The sequence below is a fragment of the Alteribacillus sp. YIM 98480 genome (genome assembly GCF_009765375.1).
GTDB lineage: Bacteria > Bacillota > Bacilli > Bacillales > Marinococcaceae > Alteribacillus.
In genome coordinates, this window is the sequence record NZ_VTOK01000002.1 from 35,469 (window position 1) to 60,805 (window position 25,337).

General features: G+C 36.3%; 26 protein-coding genes. 18 read left to right on the plus strand and 8 right to left on the minus strand.

Annotated features, from left to right (window positions below):
• Positions 1 to 120 precede the first annotated feature (120 nt).
• The 6 genes from rpoD to FZF09_RS02830 all read left to right on the plus strand — a co-directional run bounded on the left by rpoD (position 121) and on the right by FZF09_RS02830 (position 4,564).
• Positions 121 to 1,239, plus strand: coding sequence for an RNA polymerase sigma factor RpoD (rpoD, locus tag FZF09_RS02805; protein ID WP_091587166.1), 1,119 nt, complete (start codon positions 121 to 123; stop codon positions 1,237 to 1,239).
• 111 nt (positions 1,240 to 1,350) lie between these two features.
• The gene (locus tag FZF09_RS02810) at positions 1,351 to 1,887 is read left to right on the plus strand and encodes a hypothetical protein (protein WP_158735074.1); all 537 of its coding nucleotides are present in this window, start codon (positions 1,351 to 1,353) and stop codon (positions 1,885 to 1,887) included.
• A 148-nt stretch (positions 1,888 to 2,035) separates the two neighbouring features.
• Complete coding sequence (locus tag FZF09_RS02815; RefSeq protein WP_158735075.1) at positions 2,036 to 2,395, plus strand: c-type cytochrome; 360 nt, start codon at positions 2,036 to 2,038, stop codon at positions 2,393 to 2,395.
• A gap of 24 nt (positions 2,396 to 2,419) precedes the next feature.
• Positions 2,420 to 2,626 (plus strand): hypothetical protein, encoded by a 207-nt coding sequence (locus tag FZF09_RS02820; RefSeq protein WP_158735076.1) that lies wholly within the window; start codon positions 2,420 to 2,422, stop codon positions 2,624 to 2,626.
• Positions 2,627 to 2,727: 101 nt separating this feature from the next.
• Positions 2,728 to 3,459 carry a tRNA (adenine(22)-N(1))-methyltransferase gene (locus tag FZF09_RS02825; protein WP_158735077.1) on the plus strand — a complete coding sequence of 244 codons (732 nt, stop codon included), beginning with the start codon at positions 2,728 to 2,730 and terminating at the stop codon, positions 3,457 to 3,459.
• On the plus strand, positions 3,446 to 4,564 hold the full coding sequence (locus FZF09_RS02830) for a Nif3-like dinuclear metal center hexameric protein (RefSeq protein WP_158735078.1): 1,119 nt from the start codon (positions 3,446 to 3,448) through the stop codon (positions 4,562 to 4,564). Before FZF09_RS02825 ends, FZF09_RS02830 begins: the two co-directional genes overlap by 14 nt.
• A 91-nt stretch (positions 4,565 to 4,655) precedes the next feature.
• Here FZF09_RS02830 and FZF09_RS02835 read toward each other — a convergent pair whose 3' ends face one another.
• Positions 4,656 to 5,600 (minus strand): 4-hydroxy-3-methylbut-2-enyl diphosphate reductase, encoded by a 945-nt coding sequence (locus tag FZF09_RS02835; protein ID WP_158735079.1) that lies wholly within the window; start codon positions 5,598 to 5,600, stop codon positions 4,656 to 4,658.
• Positions 5,601 to 5,719: 119 nt separating this feature from the next.
• On the minus strand, positions 5,720 to 6,103 hold the full coding sequence (gene vrrA / locus FZF09_RS02840; RefSeq protein ID WP_158735080.1) for a VrrA/YqfQ family protein: 384 nt from the start codon (positions 6,101 to 6,103) through the stop codon (positions 5,720 to 5,722).
• Positions 6,104 to 6,392: 289 nt separating this feature from the next.
• Here vrrA and FZF09_RS02845 point away from each other — a divergent pair, with 289 nt between their 5' ends.
• Positions 6,393 to 7,694 (plus strand): DEAD/DEAH box helicase, encoded by a 1,302-nt coding sequence (locus tag FZF09_RS02845; protein ID WP_158735081.1) that lies wholly within the window; start codon positions 6,393 to 6,395, stop codon positions 7,692 to 7,694.
• A gap of 13 nt (positions 7,695 to 7,707) precedes the next feature.
• Positions 7,708 to 8,598 (plus strand): deoxyribonuclease IV, encoded by an 891-nt coding sequence (locus FZF09_RS02850; protein WP_158735422.1) that lies wholly within the window; start codon positions 7,708 to 7,710, stop codon positions 8,596 to 8,598.
• A gap of 63 nt (positions 8,599 to 8,661) precedes the next feature.
• Here FZF09_RS02850 and FZF09_RS02855 read toward each other — a convergent pair whose 3' ends face one another.
• Positions 8,662 to 8,919: a DUF2624 family protein gene (locus FZF09_RS02855; protein WP_158735082.1), complete on the minus strand. Its 258-nt coding sequence runs from the start codon at positions 8,917 to 8,919 to the stop codon at positions 8,662 to 8,664.
• Between the two features lie 284 nt (positions 8,920 to 9,203).
• Here FZF09_RS02855 and FZF09_RS02860 point away from each other — a divergent pair, with 284 nt between their 5' ends.
• Entirely contained in the window at positions 9,204 to 10,574 is a 1,371-nt protein-coding gene (locus FZF09_RS02860; protein WP_158735083.1) for an ATP-binding protein, read from the plus strand.
• A 229-nt stretch (positions 10,575 to 10,803) separates the two neighbouring features.
• Complete coding sequence (locus tag FZF09_RS02865) at positions 10,804 to 11,502, plus strand: lytic transglycosylase domain-containing protein (protein ID WP_233269383.1); 699 nt, start codon at positions 10,804 to 10,806, stop codon at positions 11,500 to 11,502.
• Between the two features lie 96 nt (positions 11,503 to 11,598).
• On the opposite strand, the gene FZF09_RS02870 is transcribed toward FZF09_RS02865, so the two are convergent.
• Positions 11,599 to 13,713, minus strand: a complete 2,115-nt coding sequence (locus FZF09_RS02870) for an RNA degradosome polyphosphate kinase (protein ID WP_158735084.1) — start codon at positions 13,711 to 13,713, stop codon at positions 11,599 to 11,601.
• A 67-nt stretch (positions 13,714 to 13,780) separates the two neighbouring features.
• On the minus strand, positions 13,781 to 15,346 hold the full coding sequence (locus FZF09_RS02875) for a Ppx/GppA family phosphatase (protein ID WP_158735085.1): 1,566 nt from the start codon (positions 15,344 to 15,346) through the stop codon (positions 13,781 to 13,783).
• A gap of 174 nt (positions 15,347 to 15,520) precedes the next feature.
• On the opposite strand from FZF09_RS02875, the gene FZF09_RS02880 reads away from it, so the two are divergent.
• The 5 genes from FZF09_RS02880 (at position 15,521) to FZF09_RS02900 (ending at position 19,035) form a co-directional block, all read left to right on the plus strand.
• Complete coding sequence (locus FZF09_RS02880; protein ID WP_158735086.1) at positions 15,521 to 16,294, plus strand: metal ABC transporter ATP-binding protein; 774 nt, start codon at positions 15,521 to 15,523, stop codon at positions 16,292 to 16,294.
• 1 nt (position 16,295) lies between these two features.
• Positions 16,296 to 17,165, plus strand: coding sequence for a metal ABC transporter permease (locus FZF09_RS02885; RefSeq protein WP_158735087.1), 870 nt, complete (start codon positions 16,296 to 16,298; stop codon positions 17,163 to 17,165).
• A 63-nt stretch (positions 17,166 to 17,228) separates the two neighbouring features.
• Positions 17,229 to 18,062 carry a metal ABC transporter permease gene (locus FZF09_RS02890; protein WP_233269384.1) on the plus strand — a complete coding sequence of 278 codons (834 nt, stop codon included), beginning with the start codon at positions 17,229 to 17,231 and terminating at the stop codon, positions 18,060 to 18,062.
• On the plus strand, positions 18,062 to 18,493 hold the full coding sequence (locus FZF09_RS02895) for a Fur family transcriptional regulator (RefSeq protein ID WP_158735425.1): 432 nt from the start codon (positions 18,062 to 18,064) through the stop codon (positions 18,491 to 18,493). Before FZF09_RS02890 ends, FZF09_RS02895 begins: the two co-directional genes overlap by 1 nt.
• 119 nt (positions 18,494 to 18,612) lie before the next feature.
• Positions 18,613 to 19,035: a DUF4190 domain-containing protein gene (locus FZF09_RS02900; protein WP_233269385.1), complete on the plus strand. Its 423-nt coding sequence runs from the start codon at positions 18,613 to 18,615 to the stop codon at positions 19,033 to 19,035.
• 179 nt (positions 19,036 to 19,214) lie between these two features.
• On the opposite strand, the gene ispG is transcribed toward FZF09_RS02900, so the two are convergent.
• Together ispG and FZF09_RS02910 are read right to left on the minus strand one after the other, a co-directional pair.
• Positions 19,215 to 20,315: a flavodoxin-dependent (E)-4-hydroxy-3-methylbut-2-enyl-diphosphate synthase gene (gene ispG / locus FZF09_RS02905; RefSeq protein WP_158735088.1), complete on the minus strand. Its 1,101-nt coding sequence runs from the start codon at positions 20,313 to 20,315 to the stop codon at positions 19,215 to 19,217.
• 131 nt (positions 20,316 to 20,446) lie between these two features.
• Complete coding sequence (locus FZF09_RS02910) at positions 20,447 to 20,785, minus strand: hypothetical protein (RefSeq protein ID WP_158735089.1); 339 nt, start codon at positions 20,783 to 20,785, stop codon at positions 20,447 to 20,449.
• 112 nt (positions 20,786 to 20,897) lie between these two features.
• On the opposite strand from FZF09_RS02910, the gene FZF09_RS02915 reads away from it, so the two are divergent.
• Together FZF09_RS02915 and FZF09_RS02920 are read left to right on the plus strand one after the other, a co-directional pair.
• Positions 20,898 to 21,791: a DUF1002 domain-containing protein gene (locus FZF09_RS02915; protein WP_233269386.1), complete on the plus strand. Its 894-nt coding sequence runs from the start codon at positions 20,898 to 20,900 to the stop codon at positions 21,789 to 21,791.
• Between the two features lie 211 nt (positions 21,792 to 22,002).
• Complete coding sequence (locus FZF09_RS02920) at positions 22,003 to 22,644, plus strand: NfeD family protein (RefSeq protein ID WP_158735090.1); 642 nt, start codon at positions 22,003 to 22,005, stop codon at positions 22,642 to 22,644.
• Positions 22,645 to 22,677: 33 nt separating this feature from the next.
• Here the strand turns inward: FZF09_RS02920 and FZF09_RS02925 are convergent, their stop codons facing one another.
• Positions 22,678 to 23,457, minus strand: coding sequence for a DUF1189 domain-containing protein (locus FZF09_RS02925; protein ID WP_158735091.1), 780 nt, complete (start codon positions 23,455 to 23,457; stop codon positions 22,678 to 22,680).
• A gap of 220 nt (positions 23,458 to 23,677) precedes the next feature.
• Between FZF09_RS02925 and FZF09_RS02930 the strand changes: the two genes are divergently transcribed.
• Positions 23,678 to 25,300, plus strand: a complete 1,623-nt coding sequence (locus FZF09_RS02930) for a Na/Pi cotransporter family protein (RefSeq protein ID WP_158735092.1) — start codon at positions 23,678 to 23,680, stop codon at positions 25,298 to 25,300.
• The last annotated feature ends 37 nt before the right edge of the window (positions 25,301 to 25,337 follow it).

Sequence of the window (25,337 nt, forward strand, 5' to 3'; positions counted from 1 at the left end):
TCGAGGGGCGAAAGATGACGTGCCCTTTTCCTTTAGAAGGTCGGAGAGTTCAAACTTTGTTTAGAATAGATTGTTGTGTACAGATAAGATGTGGTGTGAAGAATGGAAGGAGGGGATCGAATGGCTGAGAAACCGATACGCCCATTGGCGGAAGGTGAAATGTCTATCGATCAAGTCAAAGAACAATTACTCGAGTCCGGAAAAAAACGCGGGGTTTTATCTTACGCGGAAATAACAGAAAAACTTGCTCCATACGATCAAGATTCAGACCAAATGGACGAGTTTTTTGAATACTTGGGAGAACAAGGTATTGATTTATTAAATGAAGGCGAAGAAGTTCCGAGTATGGAACAGGTTGAAAAAGAAGAAGAAGAGTTAGATCTTAATGATTTAAGTGTCCCGCCTGGAATTAAAATTAATGATCCCGTTCGCATGTATTTGAAAGAAATCGGCAGAGTTCCACTGTTATCTGCAGAAGAAGAAATTACCTACGCAAAACAGATTGAAGAAGGAGATGAAGAAGCTAAACGACGTTTGGCTGAAGCGAATCTTCGGCTGGTTGTTTCTATTGCCAAAAGATATGTAGGCAGAGGAATGCTGTTTTTGGATTTAATACAAGAAGGTAATATGGGCCTTATCAAAGCAGTCGAGAAGTTTGATTATAATAAAGGTTATAAGTTCAGCACCTACGCTACTTGGTGGATTCGTCAAGCAATTACAAGAGCTATTGCTGACCAGGCTCGTACAATTCGTATACCAGTTCATATGGTAGAAACAATTAATAAATTGATTCGAGTGCAAAGGCAGCTTCTTCAAGACTTAGGGCGTGAGCCAACACCAGAAGAAGTATCAAAAGAAATGGATTTAACTCCTGACAAGGTAAGAGAGATTCTAAAAATAGCTCAAGAACCTGTCTCATTAGAAACGCCTATAGGGGAAGAAGATGACTCGCATCTCGGCGACTTCATTGAAGACCAGGAAGCTTTAGCTCCTTCTGATGCTGCTGCTTATGAATTATTAAAAGAACAACTTGAAGACGTTCTGGATACACTTACAGATAGAGAAGAAAATGTGCTTCGACTTCGTTTTGGTCTAGATGATGGAAGAACTCGGACACTCGAGGAAGTTGGTAAAGTGTTCGGTGTTACGAGAGAACGAATTCGTCAAATTGAAGCAAAAGCTTTGCGTAAGTTGCGCCACCCAAGCCGCAGTAAACGCTTAAAAGATTTTCTTGATTAATAACAAGAAGGAAGAAGGGATTGTCTCCAGAATAATAAATGGGGGCAATCCTTTTTAACTTGTTAGGTTTATGTTAACACACACTTTTTGGGACAGCAGGGGAGTTTTATTATGACGGAAGAAAGAAAAAAAATAATTATTAAAGAAATTAAATACTGGAAAAAAAATCATTTGCTGCCTGAACACTATTGTGATTTTCTTTTAATGCTATACTCAGAAGGTGAAGAACTAGAAGAAGAAACAACAAAACAATCTCCCCGTGTCTCATTGTTGATAAGCACTTTGGTATTAGCATTTAGTGCATTAGGATTAACATTTATTGTCATTTATTTTACGTCTTTATCGTTGCAAGTGCAAACGCTATTAAATACATTGTCTCTTATATTCGTAGGGATTTTAGCATACTACATAAAAAAAAAGGATATTGTTTTGTTTCACATTATGATTGCCATAGGGGCTTTAATCATTTTTTTAGCAAGTACTACGGCCGTGATGAATTTAGAAGAAAATTATTTATTCTTAACTGTTACCATTTTTATTAATTGTTTCATTTGGTTATCAGCCGGCTTGTATTGGAAGTTGTCTTATTTGAAATGGTCAGGTACAGTTGGTCTTATATTAGCTGCTACGTATTATTTTGCTCAGTGAATAGCTTGTATAATTGAACAGGAAGTGACAAAAACTATAAAAGTCCGCTTTATATCTTTTCTAATTAATTATAATAAAGTAAAATATAAAAGGAATGCGGATTCATATCGCCACATTATAGGATACATAGGAAGAAGGGGGAAAGAGCGTGAAAAATAAACCGCTGATTCCATTCTTTTTAACCGCAGTAGCCGGTTTATTATTGATGCTTGGGTTATCCCTTGTCGGATTAAACCAGCAAGCAGATGACGAGAATGGAGAGGGAGAAGAACAAGATCCGGTAGAATACGGAGAAGAGTTAGTTAATGAAAACTGTATTTCCTGTCACGGAGATAACCTTGAAGGACAGGGAGACTACCCTGCAATTAATGATGCAGGTGAAAACTTTTCCGCAGAAGAAATAGCAGATATTGCGCAAAACGGTATTGGAGATATGCCAGGCGGTATTGCTAATGCGGAAGAAGGAGAAGCGATTGCAGAGTACTTAATGTCGCTTTCTGAAGAATAATGGAAGCAGGGGAGGGAGCGCTTTGTGCTTCCTCTTCTTTTTTTAAAGGTAAGAAATTATAAATTTTTGGCTTTTTATATGTCTAGCTCCAGCGCCTACTCGCTCGATGTTCCTTCGGTTCGTCAATGGAAAGCAAAGATCAGCTTTCCATATGCCGCCCCTCCAGGACTTGTCGCTTGTGAGCAAGGCGCTTACGCTTTTCTAAGACAGGGACGAACGAGGTGTATGTAGTAGAAGTTCCTGTACCTTAGCCTACCTTTTTTCAGGGAGCTTTATCTTTTCTTCATTAAATAACTCTTAAGAAGGAACAACAATCAGAGAGGAAAAAGAACATGAATGCAGAACACTTATCAAGACGATTATCTGTCATAGCACAAGAGATTCCGTATCAGGTACGGATGGCAGACATAGGGACAGATCATGGATATCTTCCTGTTTATTTAGTAAAACACGGGAAAGTTGAATGGGCATTAGCTTCAGACGTAAATGAATCACCACTTAATTCCGCTGTGGAGAAAATTAAAAGAGAAGGCCTGGAAAAATATATTGAAACAAGAGTCGGCCCAGGTTTAGCTGTTATTAAGGAAGAAGATAATATTGATACGGCGGTTATAGCTGGGATGGGAGGATCGCTTATTTCCAGCATTTTAGAGGATGGAAAGAATTCATTAAAAAATATAAAGCGATTAGTATTGCAGCCAAACGTAGGAGCTGTCCAAATACGGAAATGGATGATGAGAAATAATTGGCAAATTATCAATGAACATATCATAGAAGAAGATGAACATATTTATGAAATTTTAATCGCAGAACCTGGAGATCCTTATCTTCCTTATCAGACTCTTGGAATGAGTGAAGAAGCAGGGCAATTATTTGGACCATATTTAATAAAAAAGCAGCCTTCTGCTTTTATAAAAAAATGGAAACGGGAAAAAGAAAGCTGGCAGTATGTTTTACAAGAGATAGAAAAAGCCTCTGAAAGAGGAGCTGTACTTTCAAAAAAGAAAGAATTAATGAAAAAATTAAGCCTGTTAGAGGAGGTTTTTAAAAATGAAACGAGCTAATGGACAAACGATTATTCAATTATTTGAAGAGTGGTCCCCAAAATCTTTAGCCGTGGAGGGGGACAAAGTTGGTTTAATGGTTGGAACCCTAAATAAGCCGGTACACAAAGTAATGATAGCATTGGATGTCCTTGAAGATGTTGTTGATGAAGCGATTGCTAAAAATGTAGATATGATTATTGCCCATCATCCATTGATTTTTAAACCTTTAAAACAAATTGATACTTCTAAAGGACAAGGTCCAATTATTGAAAAATGCATTAAGCATGATATTACTGTATACGCTGCCCATACAAACTTGGACATTACAAATGGGGGCGTAAACGACATGATGGCTGATGCATTAGGACTTCAAGAAACCAAAGTGCTCGTACCTACTCAAGAGGTGCCATTGAAAAAGTTAGTTGCTTTTATTCCTGAAAGTCATGTGGAAGAAGTTCGACAGGCTTTAGGTGATGCAGGGGCAGGTTTTATAGGAGGATACAGCCATTGTACGTTTTCGTCTGAAGGGACAGGTACATTTATTCCTGGAGAGGATACAAATCCATACTTAGGGGAAAAAGGGGAAATGGAGTTTGCCGCGGAAAAAAGAATGGAAACCGTAGTTCCCGAACCAATTCTAAAAAAAGTGCTTCGAGCTTTAGAAAAAGCTCACCCTTATGAGGAACCAGCATATGATATTTATCCACTTGATTTAGAAGGAGAAACGCTTGGTCTAGGACGAATTGGAAAGCTAGAAACCCCTGTTTCTCTTGAGGACTTTGTAAACAAAGTAAAAAAGGCATATGATGTGGAGCATGTTCGGGCAGTAGGTTCCCTTTCTGATACAGTAAAAACAGTAGCCTTGTTAGGCGGAGATGGCAACAAATATTGGTCTTATGCGAAGCTGCAAGGTGCTGATGTCTATATTACAGGCGATCTTTACTACCATGTTGCACATGACGCCCAAATGGAAGGGTTAAATCTAATAGATCCAGGCCATAATGTTGAGAAAATAATGAAAGATGGAGTAAAGAATAAATTGGAAGAATTGCTCGATACTAAAAAATATAGTACTGATTTTATTGCTTCAAACGTGTCGACTGATCCGTTTACGTTTTTATAAAAAAAGATTTGGCCTCATTTAAGAGGTCAAATCTTTATTAGTAAATAATAATGTCCTTTTTCAGGGGCCCGCGCTTTTGTACATAAAAAACTTACTTTTTTGTCTTTACTTTAGGAAGGATTTTAGAGTTTTCTACTTTTTTCTCTATTTTCCAAGTGGAAGGATCGTTTTCATCATATTGCTGTAAAAACTGAATAACTTCTTTCGTTATTGGAGTAGGTGTAGAAGCACCAGCAGTAACTGCAATTTTCTCAATTCCCTGCAGCCATTCCAAATTTAGTTCAGTTATATCTGCGATTCGATAAGCTGGCGTACCAGCGATTTTTTCTGATACTTGTGCAAGCCTATTTGAGTTGTTGCTTTTTGGATCTCCAATAACAAGCATTAAATCAGCCTCTTTTGCTTGTTCTGCTACTGCTTCTTGTCTTACTTGTGTTGCCATACAAATTTCATTATGAATTTCTGCGTTAGGATAACGGTTTAGTGCTTCATTCATAATATCAGAAACATCCCATTGACTCATCGTAGTTTGATTGGTGATAATGATTTTTTCTGCGTCGATTTTTAGATTCTTTACGTCTTCGATGGATTCAACGAGATGAACAATATCGGGAGCTACCCCGATGGCACCTTCTGGCTCAGGATGTCCTTTTTTACCAATATAAATGACGTTATATCCATCTGCTTTTTTATCACGAATAAGGTCGTGAGTTCGAGTAACATCAGGACAGGTAGCATCAACAGTTGTTAGTCCTTTATCTTTAGCAAGCTTTCTAACTTCTGGAGAAACACCATGTGCTGTAAATATAACAGTGCCATTATCAACTTCTTTTAATATTTCTAGACGGTTAGGCCCGTCCAAGGAAATAATGCCTTCATCTTCAAATGCTTCTGTGACATGTTTATTATGAACGATCATTCCCAAAATATAAATAGGGCGAGGCAAATCCAGGTTGCTTGCTGCCTGTTTTGCCAGCACCATTGCATCAACGACACCGTAACAATAGCCCCGTGGGGAAATCTTAATAACTTCCATAACAGCCTCCTCTGAAACTGATTGCTTACATCAATTGCATTGTTGAAATGCTAGGGTCATTATACTATTTGTATTAGCAATTGTAAAAAGGTGTCGACATAAAAGATATTGATTCTACACTATATATAAAGTTTTGGAGGAGGAGCTTCTGAAAAATATGATGCATCTTCAGCCGTTTCTTTGAAGACAGGTTTTTCTGAATAATTTGAGTCATCCATTGATTCGTTAATCGTACTTGTGCTGTTAGAATCTTCAGAGGTTTGGTTCGTAGATGAGAGCATACTCCAGAGTGCAGGAAGCTGTTTAACCAATGGATAGTATTGACGGACCATAGGAGTCACTGTCTGGGCTACATTAATCATCTTTTGAACGGAAGGTATTAACGTTGAAAATCCTCCAGGATGAGCTACAGCAGGAAACATAGATGAAGCTTGGGGGCCAGAATTAAAAATGCCCGGTAAAAACCTGTTTATCATCTGAACGGGAGCGGTTTGCGGCGGCATAGGCGGCCCTCCCATATAAGGCGGGTGGGGTGGAAACAAAGTAATCATCCTCTCATTTATAAATAGGGTTTAGTGGTGATAGAACGTAAAAATCAAATGTTTAGCATTTGTTCGTGATTCTCCATTTGGCACCGTACCTAATTGATAAGCGCAGCTGTTAAGTGGAGTTTTTGAGCTGTGTTTTGACCAGGTTTATGATAAAATATGATAGCATCTGCCTAGATGTGCAAATTAAACAATATGATATAGTTTGAGGATAGAACCTTTTGAAATAGAAGGCGGTGTTACGATGAATGCATTTCAGCGATTTGACTTGCCCCCATTTTTAATTAAATCTTTACAAGAACAAAACATTGAAAAACCAATGGAAATACAGGAACGGCTGATACCAGCTATCATAAATGGTCGTGATGTTATTGGACAATCACATACCGGATCGGGCAAAACGCTTGCTTTTTTGCTCCCTATCCTGACTAAAATACGACCGGAGCATGAATACATTCAAGCTGTAATTACCGCTCCTACTCGAGAGCTTGCTGGTCAGATCTACAATGAACTACAAAAGCTTTTGAAAAATGACCGTGATTCAATTATTAAAGCAATGCGGCTAACAGGCGGTACAGATCGAAAGCGTACAATGGAGAGACTTCAAAAACCACCTCATATTATAGTTGCCACACCAGGTCGATTAAATGATATGACGAAAAACCAGGCGATTGATGTTCATCGAACGGAAATGTTTGTAGTAGATGAAGCAGATCAAATGCTAGATATGGGATTTATTGAAGAAATAGATCCAGCAGCATCTCTTATGCCGGATAACTTGCAAATGATGGTATTTTCAGCCACGATACCAGAACAATTACAGCCATTTTTGAGAAAATATATGAAAAATCCAAGACATGTACATGTGAAGCCAGAACAAACAGCTCCTGCAAAAATGAAGCATCAGTTTATACTTGTAAAACATAGAGATCGAACTGAATTAACAGTACATTTAGCGAAAAGCCTGCGTCCATACTTTGCTATTATTTTTACAACGACAAAAGAAGACGCTGATCAAGTATTAGAAGCAATGCTAGCTGCCGGTTTAAATGCAGATGTACTGCATGGCGGATTGCCGCCTCGTCAAAGAAAGCAAGTAATGCGCAAAGTAAATGGATTACAGATTCAATATTTAGTTGCAACTGATTTAGCAGCCAGAGGGATGGATATCAAAGGCGTCTCACATGTCATTAATCACTCGCTGCCAAAAGAACTTGAATATTACGTTCATAGAGTGGGACGGACTGCTCGTGCCGGGCAAACAGGAGAAGCTTTTACATTTATTGAAAAAGAAGAATATACAGAGTTAAAGAAACTTCAAAATAAGGGCATTTCGGGTCAGTTTCTAGATTTGAAAAAAAATGAATGGACAGTGGTTGAGAATCCATTAATCAAAAACCAAAACATGAAATCAGAAAGTAATAAAGGGCCAGTTATACCAAAGCCTAAACCGAAAAAGATAAAACCTGGCTATAAAAAGAAGGCTCGCTGGAAAGCAGAGCGGCAGGAGAAGCGGCAAAAAAGACTAAATAAAAGAAAAAAATAATTGGGGGAATTTTATAATGTTATTAGGTTCACACGTCTCTATGAACGGAAAGAAAATGCTGCTTGGTTCAAGCGAGGAAGCTGCATCTTACGGCGCTTCCGCGATGATGATTTATACCGGAGCACCACAAAATACACGCAGAAAACCGATCGAAGAGCTGAATATTGAAGCAGGCAAAAAGCACATGCAAGAAAATGGTGTCAAAGAGGTAGTAGTTCATGCTCCTTATATTATTAATATTGGCAATACAACTAAACCAGAGACCTTTCAATTAGGCGTAGAATTTTTGCGCTCTGAAATCGAACGGACAGAATCCATTGGTGCAACACAAATAGTGCTGCACCCAGGCGCTCATGTCGGCGCAGGAACAGAAGCCGGACTGAGTAAAATAATAGAGGGTTTAAATGAAGTGATCGATCCAGATCAAAATGTCCAAATAGCCTTAGAAACAATGGCTGGAAAAGGGTCGGAGTGTGGCCGCACTTTTGAAGAAATAGCGAATATAATAGAGGGAGTTACTCATAATGAAAAGCTTTCTGTTTGCTTTGATACTTGTCACACTCATGACGCAGGATATGACATAGCGAGGGATTTTGATGGAGTGTTAAACACATTTGATAAAGTAATTGGTTTGGACCGTTTGAAAGTGCTGCATGTTAATGACAGTAAAAATGAATTAGGAGCCGCGAAAGATCGCCATGAAAATATCGGTTTTGGTTATATAGGTTTTGAAGCTCTCAATTATGTGGTTCATCATCCAGCGTTTGAAAATATCCCAAAAATACTAGAAACACCTTACGTCGGGACAGACAAAAAGAATAAAAAACCACCATATAGACATGAAATTAATATGTTTAAGGAAGAAACATTTAATGAAGATTTAAAAAAAGAACTTATTTCTTAAACACTACAAACCAGCAGTTTTTCAAAAGAAAAGCTGCTGGTTTTACATATTCTTAAATACAATTTATCCTATGAAATTTTTGAACAACTGTTTTAAGAGGGCATATGTTTCAGGTGAGACGGTTTCTTTTGCCTCTTCTAAAATATTTGTCATGGATTGTTTGTCATCTATCGACCAATGACTAGATTGAACAAGATGCAGCAAATCAGAGGCTTCTTCAAAAGATACAGTAACGCCGTATAAAGCACCGTAGTGAATAAGGTCTTTTGGGTGAAGTTCGGATATCTTATATTTAATCCATTGGTCTTTAAAACGGTTCACATGGATCGCTCCCTTATCCAAATTGTCGAAAAGATGATTCAATTTTCTTTCTCATCATATGTATTTATGGAAAATAAGTGAGAAAGCCAAGGAATAAAGTCTAAAAATATAAGTAAATAAACATGCAAAAAAAGTATGCATTTTTTGTAATTTTTAGTATAATCAAAAGGGAGGCAGGAAATGGAATAAAAGCAGATTGGATGGATGTTTGTTTAATCATAAATAAAATGCTGAGGACAAGCAGCGATACTTAACGGGGGTTTGGTTAAACAAGGAGGGGTTATATGTACGAATCATTACGTACATTAAATACGATTGATTTTAAAAATGAGTTCGAAAATTTAAGGTCTGATGCAGAGTTAATTCTTAGCAAAGAAGGTCACATCATTTCCTTGAATAGTATAGCAGAAGAGCTCTTTAACGACAGCCGCTATTTTTTTGATTATTTTACCTCTTATTATGCTGAACAAGCACTTTACTATATAAAAAAAATTTGTGACAAGGGATTACATTCTGGTTTTTCTTTGCTCCATCGTTTTCATAATAAGGAATCTTATATGCAATATAGTGGAGCTTTAAAAAATGGATATATTTTGTTGACTGGAAGAGAAATGGTGGCTCCATTGCCTTCCTTAGAATTAAATGATCTTCTATCACAATTTGAGCATGCTTATGCCATTGTCAGCCCGTCCCTTAATATTGAGCAAAGCAATGAAATGTTTCGCCAATATTTCAGTGAAGATACTAAAAAGAACTGCGGACATAAATTAAATATTCAACTATTAAAAGAAGGCAGTGAAGGACTTGCTGTAGCATCCCGATTAGTTAAAGATGTACTAGAAAAACAAACATCACTTCAATTAGAAGTGAAAAATGATCACAGCGGAGAATGGCTGAACTTAAAAGGGGTGTATCTTCAAGATATAAACAGTGTACTGTTAATGATTTATGATTTATCTTATGAGAGAAAATACACTCATCTTCTGACCTATCAAGATCAGATGGAGTCTGTTTCGTATTTATCTGCAGGGGTTGCTCATGAGTTGCGAAATCCTTTATCTGTTATAAAAGGATTTTTACAATTGTCTGCCTTAACAGATAGTTTTGATAAGTATTCTGATACTATCCTCTCTGAAACAGAACGAATGAATGAAATTATCGATAATTTTTTATCAGTTGCAAGAAAAAAAGCAAAAAAAGAAACAAGAAATCCTAAATACTTATTAGAAAGTGTAATTGACATTATAAGATCAGAATGTTTAATGCAAGGCATACATTTTCACTATAATGTTGAGCCTGTTCTTGATAAGGTAGAGGTTAATGAATCATCGTTTAAACAAATTATTTTAAATGCACTGAGAAACTCGATTGAAGCTTTCCCAGGGGATAATAAAAAAAATGTATTTACGCTTCAAAGTTTCGCAGAAAAAGGATATTTAGTTATCAAGTTGAGGGATAATGGAGGCGGTATTCCAAATGATGTATTAACTAACATCGGAAAACCCTTCTTTACCACAAAAGATAAAGGGACAGGTGTTGGGATCCCTTTATGTAAAAAAATTATGGAAGAACATAATGGTACTTTTGCAATTGAAAGTAAGGTTAATGAGGGAACAGTAATAACACTAGCGTTTCCATTAAAGAAAAACATGTAGATAAAAGTATATAAAAATGCCGGAACTGTAAAGTTCAGGCATTTTTTTGTGCTTTTTTACAAGTGATCTAAACGTATTGACCCTGTTACATTGATTTGATAAAAACATATATCGTAGGTGTTTTTATTAGTAATGAGCAAAAAGTTTTAAGGCAAAGTTATTGGGGTAAATAGCTGATGTTGCTGAATTGCTATATTCCCTCTCTTTAGACGTAATCGGAGGTGCCAAAATGAATTCCATACGATATATATTAACCACTATTATTTTACCTGCTTTATTTTTGATGACAGGTTTTGAAAAAGACCATATAGAAGAGCGTCTTGAAAAGCTTGAAAATAAAAGCGAAGAATTAGATAAAGCGAAAGACTTTGAAAAAAATATCGGGTTTTTAAAAGAAACAACAGATATTAAATGGAATGCCGATTACTATGAATGGGCAGAGGCAAGAAAGCAAGCTGAACATTTATATGAAGATAGTAACGGCAGATTTGAACGTGATTGGGGAACATTTTTAGTTCATCAAGCAAAAAAGAAAAATATTGATCCGGCCATTGTCTTTGAACTTTTGAATGTAGAAACCGGAGGGAAATTTGATCCGAATCTGGTGGGACCTAAAACAAAATATGGAAAAGCTTATGGTATGGCGCAGTTCATGAAGAATACAGGGCCTTGGATTGCAAAAAAAGCGAACATGCCTTACAGCCATTCGTGGTTATTTGATCCGTATTATTCCATTCAATTATCCATTGAGTATTTAGATTATCTTCATGAAAAATATGATAATTGGAATAAGGCTTTAACTGCTTACCACCGGGGGATAGGCGGATTAGAAGCTTATGAAGATAAACATGGGAACGCAGAAAGCTGGTATGCTCTTGAAATTCAGGAAAATGCAGAAGAAAAACAGGATGTACTAGTTAGCCAATAAACATTTTTTCTTTTGGTATACGGCATGTTAGCTTCAGCGCTCAATAATAGGAGCGCTGAAGCTAATCTATTATAAATAGTTTATCGACGTTTGTATTTATTCATCTTCGTATTCTTTCCATTGAGAAGCCATTTCAAAAAATGCGAGCTGACTTTCCAGCGGTTTTTCTTCTGCATGACGCAAAACATATTCATAAATGCCTGTTTTATCTTGCACGCGTGCTTTGATATTGTCACTCAACGTTAGCTTCAATACATTTCGCAAACGTTCCTTTAATGTATAATCTAAGATAGGAAACATAATTTCAATACGTTTGTCCATGTTACGGGTCATCCAATCAGCAGAAGATAAAAATAGTTTATCTTCACCATTGTGATGAAAATAAAAAATACGAGTATGTTCTAGAAAACGTCCAACGATGCTTCGCACGTGTATGTTTTCACTTATCCCTTTAATACCTGGACGAAGACAACAAATACCTCTAACAATCAGGTCAATAGAAACACCAGCAATAGAAGCTTCATACAATTTTAAGATAAGTGGTTTATCGGTTAATGAGTTCATTTTTACAATAATTTTTCCATTTCCATGTTTTTGGTGAAGGGCAATTTCTTCATCAATATACTGTAATAAATGTTCACGTATTTCTCCAGGTGATGTGCTGATTTGATTCCAAATAGGTTTCTTACTATATCCACTAAGATAATTAAAAAAATTAGTAGCATCTTCACCAAACTCTTGTTTGCTGGTAAATAACCCCATATCGGTGTAAAGTTTTGCCGTTGAATCATTATAATTTCCAGTACCAAGATGGACGAATCGTTTAATTGTTCCATTTTGCTTTTTGACAATCAGGGTAATTTTACTATGCGTTTTTAAACCCGTTATGCCATAAATAACATGAACGCCTGATTTTTCTAGTTTTTTGGCCCATTGAATATTGTTTTCTTCATCGAAACGTGCCTTTAGTTCTACCAATACAGTAACTTGTTTTCCGTTGCCAGCCGCTTTCTCAAGAGCTTTTATGATAGGGGAGTCTCCGCTTACACGATATAATGTTTGTTTAATAGCTAATACCTCTGGATCTCTAGCTGCTTTGCTAATAAATTCAATCACTGGTTGAAATGATTCGTATGGATGATGAAGTAATATATCTCTTCTTGAAATAGTTGAAAAGATGTCTTCTTCCCCCATTAAATCTTGAGGCGGCTGAGGGATAATTGATTCATGGACGAGATGATCATATTCACCTGCCAGCCTGTTCCGTAATGGCAGCAAAAACGTGAGATCTAAAGGTCCTCTAAAGTGATATACATCCTTTTCATGTATTTCTAATTCAAATGTGAGATACTCGAGCATTTCTGAATCCATCAACCCCTCTTGATACTCAAGGCGAACAGCAGCCCCCCATTTTCTCTTTTTAAGTTCTTTTTCGATTTCGCTGAGTAAATCACGCGCCCCTTCTTCATGAATGGTTAAATCTGCATTTCTAGTAATACGAAAAGGAGATACCGACATTACTTCATATCCTTCAAAGAGTTCGCCGATAAATTCACTTATCACTTGTTCAAGCATGATGAAACTCGTGTTGGATCTAGAAGACTCTGGGAGCTCCACGGCGCGGTTTAAAACAGAAGGGACTTGTACGATTGCTAAACTTCTTTTTGATTGTGTTTCTTTTTTTTGTAGAAAAACAGCAAGATTTATCGATTTATTTAGCAGCATCGGAAACGGCCGGTAGGCATCTACAGCCATTGGAGTTAACACAGGGAATACATATTCTTTAAAGTAAAATTTTAAATAACGCATCTGCTCGTCATTCAATTCTTTTATTGTTAAAAAAGAAATACGTTCACGTGAGAGAAGAGGAAGCAATGTTTCTACATAATAATTGTCCTGTAAACGCACTAATGCACGGTTTTTCTCTGTAATCGCACTTAATTGCTGTTTGGGAGTTAATCCAGCTTTATTTTCCGGTTTGTTAAAACCTGCTTTAACTTGATCCTTTAAACCTGCAACCCTAACCATGAAAAATTCATCAAGGTTCGCACTGAAGATCCCTAGAAATTTTAATCGTTCGAGGAGCGGGTTTCTTTCATCTAAGGCTTCTTCGAGCACTCTTTCATTGAAAGCAAGCCAGCTTAGTTCTCGGTTATTATAATAAGCTGCATTATTTAAATTAGGTAATTTGGTGCTAAATTTCGTAGACATTAATATCAATCACCTTTCTAATACAAAGCCCTTTTCTAAGTTGCAGTACTATATTACCATTTAAATATTAATTTTTTGTAAATTTTGAGTGAGAAGTAAAATGAAGATGTACTGACCTTTTAATTGCTTTTTCAATGTGTTTTTTATATTTATTGCTTTTGACCTCTTCAAAATAACTATTTCTGTTTTTACGACAATAAATGTATAAATGAAGAGTTCTACCGATTTTTTTGGCAGTAAGATCTTGTACTACTTTTCGCTGTGTCCTGTTTAAAGAATAGGACAGTTTTAAAATACTTCCTAATAGTTCATATCGTTTATATTCTTCTTTAGTGATTAAAGATTTAAACGGACGTATAAAGCGTTTATACCAGGATTTCGACTTAAATGAAGCAATACAAGCCATAGCGAGCCTCTCTGGATGAGATATCCCATCGATGGACCTGTTTGTTAAAACATAAAACGTATGCTGACTGCTCGCTTCATGGCTGATAAATTCACCTATATATAAGACTCTTGCACTTTGTTTTAATAAATAAATGTTTTTATCGTTTTTAAACATTGCAGGTAGATAAGGCTCCATTGCTCTGTAAAGCTTGTGGGCAATTTTACCAACCTCAAGGACATAATCTTCGTTGATTTCAAATTCACGGCTTAGTTGAAAAAAACTTTCTTCAGAAACGTCAGGAAAGTAATCTGTAGAATAATCTCTTAACATCTCCTCAAACAAAAGACCGTCCCTTAATCCTTTATTGCTCATTAAAAAATAATCAGCTGCTGTGTATTCAAGCAGCATAAAGATCACTCTGACAGCAGGAATAATGACATCTGCTCTATCTTTGGATAAACCGTCTATATTTTCCCTTTCTTTAAGTGAAGAATTTTCTAAAAGCGCCATCGTCGTATTTATATCATTAGCGTCCATTTTATATTGATGCAAACCTGCTAGAGAATAATTAATCTGTGATTGATGGACTAGAGACATATTACGTGCGCTTCCGCCAATTCCAATAATCGGAAGGTTATGTGCATGTTTCAACCAAGCAAGGGTCGAAAATTGTTCCTTAATAAAATGTGTTAGTTTTTGCAGGTCATTTTTATCTGGTTCTTTTTTGGGGAAAAATTGTTTTTTTAATGTTAGAGCGCCGAACGGAAAACTGTGGGAGTGAACAAGTTTTTTGTTTTGAAATAATGTAATTTCTGTGCTTCCCCCGCCAATATCGATAGTAATACCATCGGAAAGAAAAGTAGAATTAACAACAGCAAGATATCCATAAAAAGCTTCTTCTTCTTCCGTCAGCACTCGTACTTGAAGAGAGGTTTCCTGCTTAATAAATGAAAGAACTGCTTCACGATTACTAGCATTTCGAATAGCAGCTGTTGCTACTGCTTTTATATTTTTAATGTTATGAAAATGGATGACTTCCTCTATTTGCTGCAGAGATCTTTTTAAAATAGTGAATCCTTCATTCGTTAATCTGTTTTCAAGATCAATGTGATTACTTAATCGTGCTGTTTTTTTGAGATTATGTATTTCTTTGGATCTTCCTTTTTCATCCACGTCATGTATAACAAGCCGAATAGAGTTGGAACCTATATCAATCACTGCAATTTTTTCTTTACTTTGAGGCATGCTATTTCCTCCTAGTATAAATATATTTCTTCCTCATTATCTTATATGCTGATTCTTAAAAGAACAAGAAAAGGATATGCTCTATGATTTACAACAAAATGGAGATCCTGTATACTCAAAAAAGTATAAATCGTAATGATTCTTATCAGTTTCCGATTTTAATGAGGTGAGCTTATGTATAAACATACGGAAGAAAGCTTAGCTGTTCAAATAAAAAATGTGACATTTCAGTATGGAAATCAGCCAGTACTGGAAAATATTGACCTTTCTATAAAAAAGGGGTCGTTTTTAGGATTAGTAGGACCGAATGGCTCAGGGAAATCTACATTAATAAAAATCTTGCTTGGTTTAAAAAAACCTATAGAAGGTGAAGTGAGTCTATTTAATACACCGCTTCAAAAATTTAAAAAATGGGAGAAAATAGGATATGTTTCCCAAAAAGCAAATAGTTTTAACACCGGTTTTCCAGTTACAGTGTATGAAGTTGTTTCAATGGGTCTTTATGGGAAAGTTGGCTTATTAAGATTCTTAAATCGCAAGCATAAACAACAAATTTATGAAGCACTGCAAAGGGTTGGAATGAGTGATTTTAAAGATCGAAACATTGGAGAGTTATCAGGAGGTCAGCAGCAGCGAGTTTTTATCGCCCGAGCACTTGTTAGCAATCCTGAAATCTTGATTTTGGATGAACCGACAGTAGGTGTGGATTCAACTTCCGTACAGCATTTTTATAAGCTGCTGGCACAGTTGAATCAACAAAAAAACATAACGCTTATTCTTGTCACCCATGATATAGGAGTTATGACAAGCTATGTATCAGATGTTGCATGTTTAAATAAAACACTTCATTTTCATGGTTCTTCAAAAGATTTCGAAGAAAGTGATTTATCATCTTTATACGGTCATGACGTACAAGTTATTACTCATGATCATGGGGGGGCACATTAAAATGCTGGATTCCTTTTTTAAATATGAATTTCTTCAAAATGCATTTTTTGTGGGCCTAATGATTGGATTTTTAGCACCTGTTTTAGGCGTATTTATTGTAGTTAGAAAACTAGCCTTAATAACTGATGCATTATCTCATATTACGTTAACAGGTATTGCTTTTCATTTGCTGATTGCTCAAAGTATCGTTTGGCTGCAGCCTGTCAATCCATTATATATGGGAATGTGTTTTTCAGTGGCAGGTTCCTTGTTTATGGAAAAGCTTCGACACATATACACAGCTTATCAGGAATTAGCTGTTCCTATCATATTATCTTCTGGAATAGGTCTTGGTGTTGTATTTATTTCTTTAGCAGATGGCTTCAATAACGATCTTTTTAATTATTTATTTGGCAGTGTGATTGCGGTGACACGAAATGATTTATGGACCATTGCTTTTGTAGCAGTTGCTATTACTGGATTATTATTGTTTTTATATAAAGAATTACTTTTTTTATCATTTGATGAAGAGCAGGCGAAAGTCAGCGGTATTCCAGGAAAGTGGATAAATTCTCTCTTTATTATAATGACAGCATTAGTGATTGCTTCATCCATGAGGATTGTTGGCATTCTGCTTGTTTCTTCTTTAATGATACTTCCTGTCGCAGCCGCTATTCAATTAGCTAAAAGTTTTAAGCAAATGTTTTTATATGCAGTCCTAATTGGAGAAACATCAGTCATAACAGGGCTGGTATCTGCTTTCTATTTAAATCTGGCTCCTGGCGGAATGATTGTTATTATCGCTCTAACCATTTTGTTAGTTGTATTATTTGGCAGAAAATTAGCAGGACTGCCGCTACAGACATTTAGAAAAAAAGTTCAGAGTGTGTAGTTTGTGTAATTAGGTGTGTATCTTGTAAAATATATTGTAACTATAAAAAATGAGATGATAGAAATGGAATTGTCATTTATTGAACGTGGAATTGTTGCAGCAGTGCTTATAGGCTTGATTGCGCCGATGATAGGATCAATATTAGCTGTACGCCGTGCTTCTATCATTTCTGATTCGCTTTCACATGTGACGTTGACCGGTATCTCGGCAGGAGTCTTACTTGGACAAACCATGAACTTTATCGAGATAAATCCACTTTACACTGGATTTGCTTTTTCCCTTATAGGTTCTTTAATCATAGAAAAATTAAGGCAAACGTATTATCATTTTCAAGAACTTGCAGCTCCAATCATTTTGTCTGCAGGGATTGGGATAAGTGCTGTAATTATGAGTGCATCACGTGCTGGTTACAGTGATTGGTATGACTATTTGTTTGGCAGCATTGTTTCAGTAACTGGTGAAGATTTAGTCTTTATTATATCAACTGCTATAGCAGTAATAATCATTTTTCTTTTGCTTTATAAAGAATTTATTTCCGTGTCATTTGATCAAGAATATGCTAAAGTTTCAGGAATCTCCATAAAATGGATTAACTTTCTATTTTCTCTGCTTGTTGCCTTAGTTATTTCAATGTCAATGAAAGTCGTTGGCGTATTGCTGGTTGGAGCACTTGTATCACTCCCAGTTGCGGCAGCTTTACAAGTTGCAAAAAGTTTTAAACAATTACTTTTATGGGGAATAATTTTAGGAGAAACAGCAGTTTTAGCAGGTGTATATTTTTCATATCATTTTGATATTGCAACTGGAGGAATGATTGTTGTCACTTCTTCATTTTTATTACTTATTATTATAATACAGAAAAATTTCCGGTATGCGTTTGACGGGAGGAAGAGATGATGAACGTACAACAAGCGTTAAATAAATTAAAAAAAGAAGGATTTAAATTTACAGGGAAGAGAGAAAATCTGCTTCATCTTTTTGCGGAAGAGAAGCGTTACTTATCGGCTAAAGACGTATTAACATTCATGCAAAAACTGTATCCCGGTGTTAGTTTTGACACTGTATATCGAAATTTGGCCTTATTTGAAGAAATGGGAATACTGGAAATGACTGAACTTGAAGGAGAAAAACGTTTTAGATTCAGCTGCTCGACGACAAAGCATCATCATCATTTAATATGTTTAGAATGTGGAAAAACAAAACAAATCCATTCTTGTCCGATGGATTGGATCGAAGAAAGTGTAGAAGGCGAATTTGAAGTGACCGGTCATAAATTTGAAATTTACGGTTATTGTACTGAATGTCAAACGCTTACTGTGCAAAATTAATATCAATGGAACTGTTGTTTGAAATTGGCAGTTTGAAAGGATAGCCCCGTGGGATAATAAGAATGCTCTTTTTTCTATGGTTTTTAAGAAGCTTTAAAAGAGCAGGGAGGGGCAGCAGCATGGACGAAATGGATAAGCAAAATAATGAGTTGGAAAATGAGGCGAATCTTCTTGCAAACGAAGGAGAATATCCAGAAGATAATCTCGCGGATACAGATTATAATATGGAAACAGCTTCAGAAGTAGCAGCTCCTGGAATTGGTAATCGTTCGAATTTAGCAGAACCTGAACGAGAAGAAGAAGAGCAGGATGCGACAATGGAAGCAAATGTCAATGATGAATCCATGGGAAAAGGACTTGGTATAACAGCGTTGATTTTAAGCATCTGTTCTTTATTCTTCTTACCCGTGATAACTGGCGGGGCAGGAATAGTACTCGGTATCTTTGCAGCACGAAAAGGAGCCAATGCTTTAGGATACTGGTCTATTGGTTTAGGTGCTTTTTCGATTGCTATGACCGTAATTTTTGCACCATTTTTCTAGATACAAAGTAACTTTTTCCAATTATATTAGCAAAATGGAAAAGAAAAGAGCTGTTCCGATTTATCTCGGAACAGCTCTTTTAAATAAATCGTTGAACACGACATTGGTGAGCTTAGCAGAAGTTCCTTTACCTTCTTAATTAGTGGAAATTTCTACTTTCAGGTCTTGCGCTTTTCTTATTAGGTCGTAGCTGTTTCTTCCTTTTTATAATGTTCTTCCGCTATTTTATCGACTTCTTTTTTTAATTCCTCTACCATGGTTTCTTCTGGAACCTTGCGTATAATTTCTCCATGACGGAATAAGAGACCTTCTCCTCGAGCACCGGCAATGCCAATGTCAGCCTCTCTTGCTTCTCCTGGACCGTTTACAGCACAGCCAAGCACCGCCACTTTAATTGGTGCTTTAATAGTGGAAATGTAATCTTCCACTTCATTTGCAATGCTGATAAGGTCAATTTCAATGCGTCCGCAGGTTGGACAAGAAATCAGCGTTGCTGCATTAGAAGCCAGCCCGAATGTTTTTAGTAGTTCTCTGCCAACTTTTACTTCTTCAACCGGATCCGCACTTAAGGAAATACGTAATGTGTTTCCAATGCCTTTACTTAAAATAGCGCCAAGTCCTGCCGAACTTTTCACCGTTCCAGCAAATTGTGTTCCAGATTCGGTAATCCCTAAATGAAGAGGATAAGAAAATGCTTTGGCTGCTTTTTCGTATGCTTCAATAGCGAGGTTTACATCAGAGGCTTTCATTGAAACAATAATGTCATAAAAATCCAAATCCTCCAGGATTTTAATATGATGCAGAGCACTTTCCACCATACCATCCGCGGTTGGATAACCATATTTGTCTAAAATTCGCTTTTCAAGTGAGCCGGCATTGACACCAATTCGAATGGGTATATTTTTCTCTTTTGCCGCTTTCACAACGGCTTCTACTTTTTCTCGTTTCCCAATGTTACCAGGATTAATTCGAATTTTGTCTGCTCCGCCTTCGATAGCTTTAAGAGCGAGCCGGTAATCAAAATGTATATCAACCACAAGCGGAATGCTTATCCTTTTTTTAATTTCAGGAATTGCCTCCGCGGCTTTCATATCGGGACACGCGACACGAACGATTTGGCACCCGGCTTCTTCTAAACGTTTTATTTCAGTGACTGTTTTTTCTACATCATGGGTTTTTGTAGTGGTCATACTTTGAACGACCACTTCGTCATTTCCGCCAATAACCAGATTTCCTACTTTTACAGGTCTGGTTTCTGTACGGTGAGTGATATGGCTCATGTATCCATTCGCCCCTTTGTGGTATTAGTGTGATATTTTTGGTGGCATTTATGGTAATTTAAAATGATCACGTCGTTATTGTATCAGCGTTTTGAATGATTTGGCAAGCAGAGCTTTTCCTTGCAGCACCACTATGAATTCGATTCATAAATTGGAAAGAAATATGACTTGTCCACTTGAATGCTATCCGGAGACAAACCATCATTTAATTTCTCAAAGTCGCTGCTGATTTGTTCGATTGAAGCTGGAACGGGGCCGTCATGCAGCTTTTCAACAACAGATAATACGGTTTGGCCAGGTTCAACTGTAACTTCTATTTTATTTTGGTCGTCTATGGTATCAGAGGAAGGGAGGGACGCTTGTCTACTGTCTGATTCAATAGGTGATGTAAACAATGTGCCTTCAGTTATATCATAATATATGGAAGTGCAAACTAGTAAAAAAAGAAGAAAAAATAACAGTTTTTTCATTTTCCTTAATCCTCCGTTACATTCATACAAGTTATAATGTATACGTATGATTAATATAGTGTTTTATGCTTTAAAGTTGGACAAGTTGAAAAAAAGGAGAGTTGGATTATAAATGAAAATGTGGAATAGGGTATTACTAGGATTTATAACTGCAGTGATTATAGCTGCTGTTCCTTCAGCTGCTTTTGCAGATGCTGTAGAAGGAGAAGTTACAGTAACTTTAGGTGAAGACTTAAGTGAAGAGCAAAGAAGCAGTTTGCTTGAAGAAATGGATGTGACAGAGGACGTTGAAGTGGTAACAGTTACAAATGAAGAAGAACACGACTATTTAGGAGAATATATGGATGCTTCTGATATTGGGAGTAAAGCATTGTCCTCTTCTAAAATTACTGCAGGTCAAGAAGGCGAAGGAATAAATGTAGAAACGAATCATATTACGAAAGTGACAGAAGGTATATATGCCAATACGTTAGTCACAGCGGGAATTGAGGATGCAGATGTTTATATAACCGCTCCTTTTGATGTATCAGGAACCGCAGCTCTTACAGGTATTATTAAAGCGTATGAGATACAAAACGACATCGATATTCCGGAAGAGCAGAAAAAAGTGGCTAATGAGGAAATGGTAAAAACCTCGGAACTTGGGGAACGTATAGGAATGGAAGAAGCAACAGAGCTCATCACAAGAATTAAAGAAGAAATCGGTGATCAACCAGTCGAATCAGAAGAAGATTTACGCGATTTAATTGAAAGAATTGCGAATGAGATGGGTATTGAGTTAACAGATGAGGAAATGAACGGACTTGTTTCCTTATTTAATCGTATGAAAGATTTAAATATTGATTGGAACCAAGTGCAAGATCAAATCACACATATTAGAGATAATTTAGACGAATTCTTAAACCGGGAAGATACACAATCGTTTATCTCCAGCTTTTTAGATTTTATTAATGAATTAATTGATTCACTCAGAAGCTGGTTTGGCGGAGAAAACGAATCAACTTAACAAATATAAAAAACAAGGTTTGCACTGTTTAGGGTGCAAGCCTTGTTTTTTAGTCTTTTAATGTGATTAATAAGCCGCCTTTTTCTTTTGGATTTTATATCGTGAAAATCTGTGGAAGAAAGGATAAAATAGAAGTGAAACGGTTTAATGCAGCATACGTATACTTAATTGAACTCAATGAATTTATGCTCAAAAAAGGGGCTGGGGAATAATGGAACTGTTAAATTATGCAAGTATTGGGTTTTTAATTGTGTTTTTTGGGACTGTTTTTTTAACAGGGGAAATGTTAGTAAAAGCAAAAGGATTATTTGCCGTTTTAGGAATAGCTTTTATGAGTTTGTTCTTTTCTGTTCATATTGACTCAGCATCTAGTATGTGGATCCTTATTTTATATGCCGCTGGTCTTGGCTTGATTATTTTAGATGGAAAAGTTATCAGTGACGGTACGATAGCTGTTCTCGGTGCGCTCCTTATGGGGCTTGGCATAGCTGTTCCGACACCGAACATTACTTATGGTGTATTAGTTGTATTTGGATTTATAATAGGCCTTTTCGCTGCAGGACTTTTCTTAAAAGTATTTCCTAGAAGAAATTTATGGTCAAAGATAACGCTTAGAGATCGGTTGAGCGGGGAACAGGGGTATAATTCAATGAGTGACACATACAAAGCACTCGAAGGAAAAGAAGGAAAAACAATCACCCCCTTCCGTCCGATTGGAACGATTACTATTGAAGGTGAGCAATATAGTGCAACAAGCGGTGGACAATGGATTGAGTCCGGTGAAGAAATAGTCATCGTATCTGTAGATGGAACAAAAATACTGGTAAAGAGAAAAGAAAGTAATAACGAATAAAGAAAGAAACTGGATAAAAACCAGTTTCTTTCTTTATTCTGATTCGGTATTTTTTGGTTTTGGTAAATTTTTATAAACATTGTATAACATGAAAAATGCAATGGCCCAATAGAGGGTGAAAGCAAACGGTAATTGAAATGGCATTACATCAATAAGTGCTGAAATGACAGTAGGCAATGTCACTGTATAAGCACAAATAATCCAAATTTGACGATAAGTTAAACGGATCGGAGCGGCTTTTTTTATTAATAACCCGAATAGAGTAAGGGCAAATATTCCTATAAATTTTAAAGCAGTTGAAAATAAATAAAGTAACACCAAAACAACAGGAATCAATATAGGAAACAATCCACTCAACGTATCCGCAAATGTTATGATGTCATCTTTTGATAATTGAATATTTCCAGCTTGATCATACCGAAATGTTTGTATTGTGCCATCTTCTGCTATTACCACCTCTTCTCGCAGTAACGCAGTAGTGTTTTCTTCTTGCTCTATATCTTCTCTAGTTATTTCTCCGGTGGCATCAAAAACAATGGTTTCATTCTCATGTTCATATATTTGAGGGTCATTTTGCTCTGAGTGAAGTTGTCCGTTTTGTAGTTGGAAGTCTGGAATTTCTTCTGAAAGAGCATTTTCTACTTTATTTGCTGTCGAAAAAATAGTGTTTGTAAATAATACGCTAACAGGAATACTAGTAAGTAACATTAAGAAAAACACATAACCAATGGTTTTACCAATTCCTTGGAAGCGAAAACGTCCGATAAAGGTAGGGGAGTATAAGCTTTTAATAAATTTTTGGAATATGTTCACAGCATGCTCTCCTTTCTGCGTTTTATTTTACCTTACATTTTATAACGAAGAAAGGATGGGGTTTTTCTAATATGATATTGTGTAATCTCGGAAATAACTTTACGAAAAAATCTTAATAAAATCTTTACAAAAAATAAATAATTGCTCAATATTATATAAGTACGATGTAAGAGGTTTGTCGAAAAAGGGGAAATAATTTTAATCGAAGGGATGAATAGGTGTGGATCTTCAAACAATTTTGTTCACATTTTTCGGAGGTCTCGGTGTTTTTTTATTTGGAATTAAATTTATGGGAGATGGCCTACAAAAAATTGCAGGTGACAGACTACGAGAAATTTTGGACAAGTTTACAAGCAATCCCTTTATGGGTGTGCTGGCCGGGATCATTGTGACCGTATTGATACAATCAAGTAGTGGTTCAACGGTTTTGACTGTAGGACTCGTTAACGCTGGCTTTATGACCCTGCAGCAAGCAATTGGGGTTATTATGGGAGCAAATATTGGAACAACAGTAACAGCTTTCATTATTGGTATAAAGATTGAAGATTATGCTTTGCCTATTTTATTTTTAGGAACAGTTCTTATCTTTTTCTTTAAAAACAAGAAGGCTAACAATTATGGACAAGTAATTTTTGGGTTCGGTGCTCTTTTCTTTGGTCTATCCTTAATGGGAGATGGATTAGAGCCTTTAGAAGGTTTAGAAGCCTTTAAAGAATTAACTCTTAATATGAGTGAAAATCCGCTCCTGGGTGTAGTTATAGGTGCTTTATTTACCGTATCTGTGCAAAGTTCTTCTGCTTCTATAGGTTTACTGCAAGAACTTTATGACCAGGGATCCCTTATGTTGGATGCTGCTCTTCCTGTGTTATTTGGTGATAATATAGGTACAACGATTACAGCTGTTCTGGCCGCTTTAGGTGCATCTCTGGCAGCAAAACGTGCAGCGCTTACACATGTTATATTTAACCTTGTCGGTGCGACAATTATTATTATTTTATTAGTGCCGTATACAGCGTTTGTTGAGAACTTGCAAAGCTGGTTGAATTTGAATAACCCGATGACGATTGCTTTTGCACACGGAATTTTTAATGTATCGAATACAATTATCCAGCTTCCGTTTGTTGGTTTGCTTGCTCTACTCGTTACAAAATTAATACCGGGTAAAGAGACAGAAATAGAATATAAAGCGAAGCACCTTGATACTAGTTTTATACAGCGTTCACCTTCGATTGCGCTAGGACAGGCAAAGTCGGAGACATTGCGTATGGCAGAGTTTGCTGAAAAGGGACTTATAGAAGCTAGAAATTATTTGAAAACAAATCAAAAACGGCATTCCGAATTAACTGTTCAATTTGAAGAAGCGATTAATAATTTAGATAGAAAAATAACCGATTATTTAGTAATGATCTCTGAGCGATCTTTGTCAGATGAAAATTCAAGAATGCATTCTTTGTTAATGGATACAGTCCGTGACTTAGAACGTGTCGGTGATCATATGGAAAATTTAGTCGAACTTGTTGATTATCAGCTTACAAACAAAGTAACACTTTCAGAGGATGCGTATGCTGATTTAGAAGAAATGTTTGATTTAACAATTAACACTTTAAAAAATGCAATAAGCGCACTTGAAAATGATGATTTAGAAGAAGCAAAAGAAGTAGTAAAACAAGAAGAAGAAATAGACAAAATGGAACGCAAACTTCGCAAAAAGCACATTTTGCGTTTAAATGAAGGGAAATGTTCTGGTTCGGCAGGAATCATTTTTGTTGATATCGTAAGCAACCTAGAAAGAATTGGAGATCATTCAGTTAATATTGCAGAAGTAGTGTTAGAGGAAGAATAATGTATAATAAGAAGGTGTCCAAAAAAGGATGCCTTCT

Bases quoted from the DNA above. Each gene is read 5' to 3' on its own strand.
- rpoD (WP_091587166.1), top strand. From the start codon at position 121: ATGGCTGAGAAACCGATACGCCCATTGGCGGAAGGTGAAATGTCTATC.
- FZF09_RS02810 (WP_158735074.1), top strand. From the start codon at position 1,351: ATGACGGAAGAAAGAAAAAAAATAATTATTAAAGAAATTAAATACTGG.
- FZF09_RS02825 (WP_158735077.1), top strand. From the start codon at position 2,728: ATGAATGCAGAACACTTATCAAGACGATTATCTGTCATAGCACAAGAG.
- FZF09_RS02830 (WP_158735078.1), top strand. From the start codon at position 3,446: ATGAAACGAGCTAATGGACAAACGATTATTCAATTATTTGAAGAGTGG.
- FZF09_RS02835 (WP_158735079.1), bottom strand. From the start codon at position 5,600: ATGGAAGTTATTAAGATTTCCCCACGGGGCTATTGTTACGGTGTCGTT.
- vrrA (WP_158735080.1), bottom strand. From the start codon at position 6,103: ATGCCGCCGCAAACCGCTCCCGTTCAGATGATAAACAGGTTTTTACCG.
- FZF09_RS02845 (WP_158735081.1), top strand. From the start codon at position 6,393: ATGAATGCATTTCAGCGATTTGACTTGCCCCCATTTTTAATTAAATCT.
- FZF09_RS02860 (WP_158735083.1), top strand. From the start codon at position 9,204: ATGTACGAATCATTACGTACATTAAATACGATTGATTTTAAAAATGAG.
- FZF09_RS02865 (WP_233269383.1), top strand. From the start codon at position 10,804: ATGAATTCCATACGATATATATTAACCACTATTATTTTACCTGCTTTA.
- FZF09_RS02870 (WP_158735084.1), bottom strand. From the start codon at position 13,713: ATGTCTACGAAATTTAGCACCAAATTACCTAATTTAAATAATGCAGCT.
- FZF09_RS02875 (WP_158735085.1), bottom strand. From the start codon at position 15,346: ATGCCTCAAAGTAAAGAAAAAATTGCAGTGATTGATATAGGTTCCAAC.
- FZF09_RS02880 (WP_158735086.1), top strand. From the start codon at position 15,521: ATGTATAAACATACGGAAGAAAGCTTAGCTGTTCAAATAAAAAATGTG.
- FZF09_RS02885 (WP_158735087.1), top strand. From the start codon at position 16,296: ATGCTGGATTCCTTTTTTAAATATGAATTTCTTCAAAATGCATTTTTT.
- FZF09_RS02890 (WP_233269384.1), top strand. From the start codon at position 17,229: ATGGAATTGTCATTTATTGAACGTGGAATTGTTGCAGCAGTGCTTATA.
- FZF09_RS02895 (WP_158735425.1), top strand. From the start codon at position 18,062: ATGAACGTACAACAAGCGTTAAATAAATTAAAAAAAGAAGGATTTAAA.
- FZF09_RS02900 (WP_233269385.1), top strand. From the start codon at position 18,613: ATGGACGAAATGGATAAGCAAAATAATGAGTTGGAAAATGAGGCGAAT.
- ispG (WP_158735088.1), bottom strand. From the start codon at position 20,315: ATGAGCCATATCACTCACCGTACAGAAACCAGACCTGTAAAAGTAGGA.
- FZF09_RS02910 (WP_158735089.1), bottom strand. From the start codon at position 20,785: ATGAAAAAACTGTTATTTTTTCTTCTTTTTTTACTAGTTTGCACTTCC.
- FZF09_RS02915 (WP_233269386.1), top strand. From the start codon at position 20,898: ATGAAAATGTGGAATAGGGTATTACTAGGATTTATAACTGCAGTGATT.
- FZF09_RS02920 (WP_158735090.1), top strand. From the start codon at position 22,003: ATGGAACTGTTAAATTATGCAAGTATTGGGTTTTTAATTGTGTTTTTT.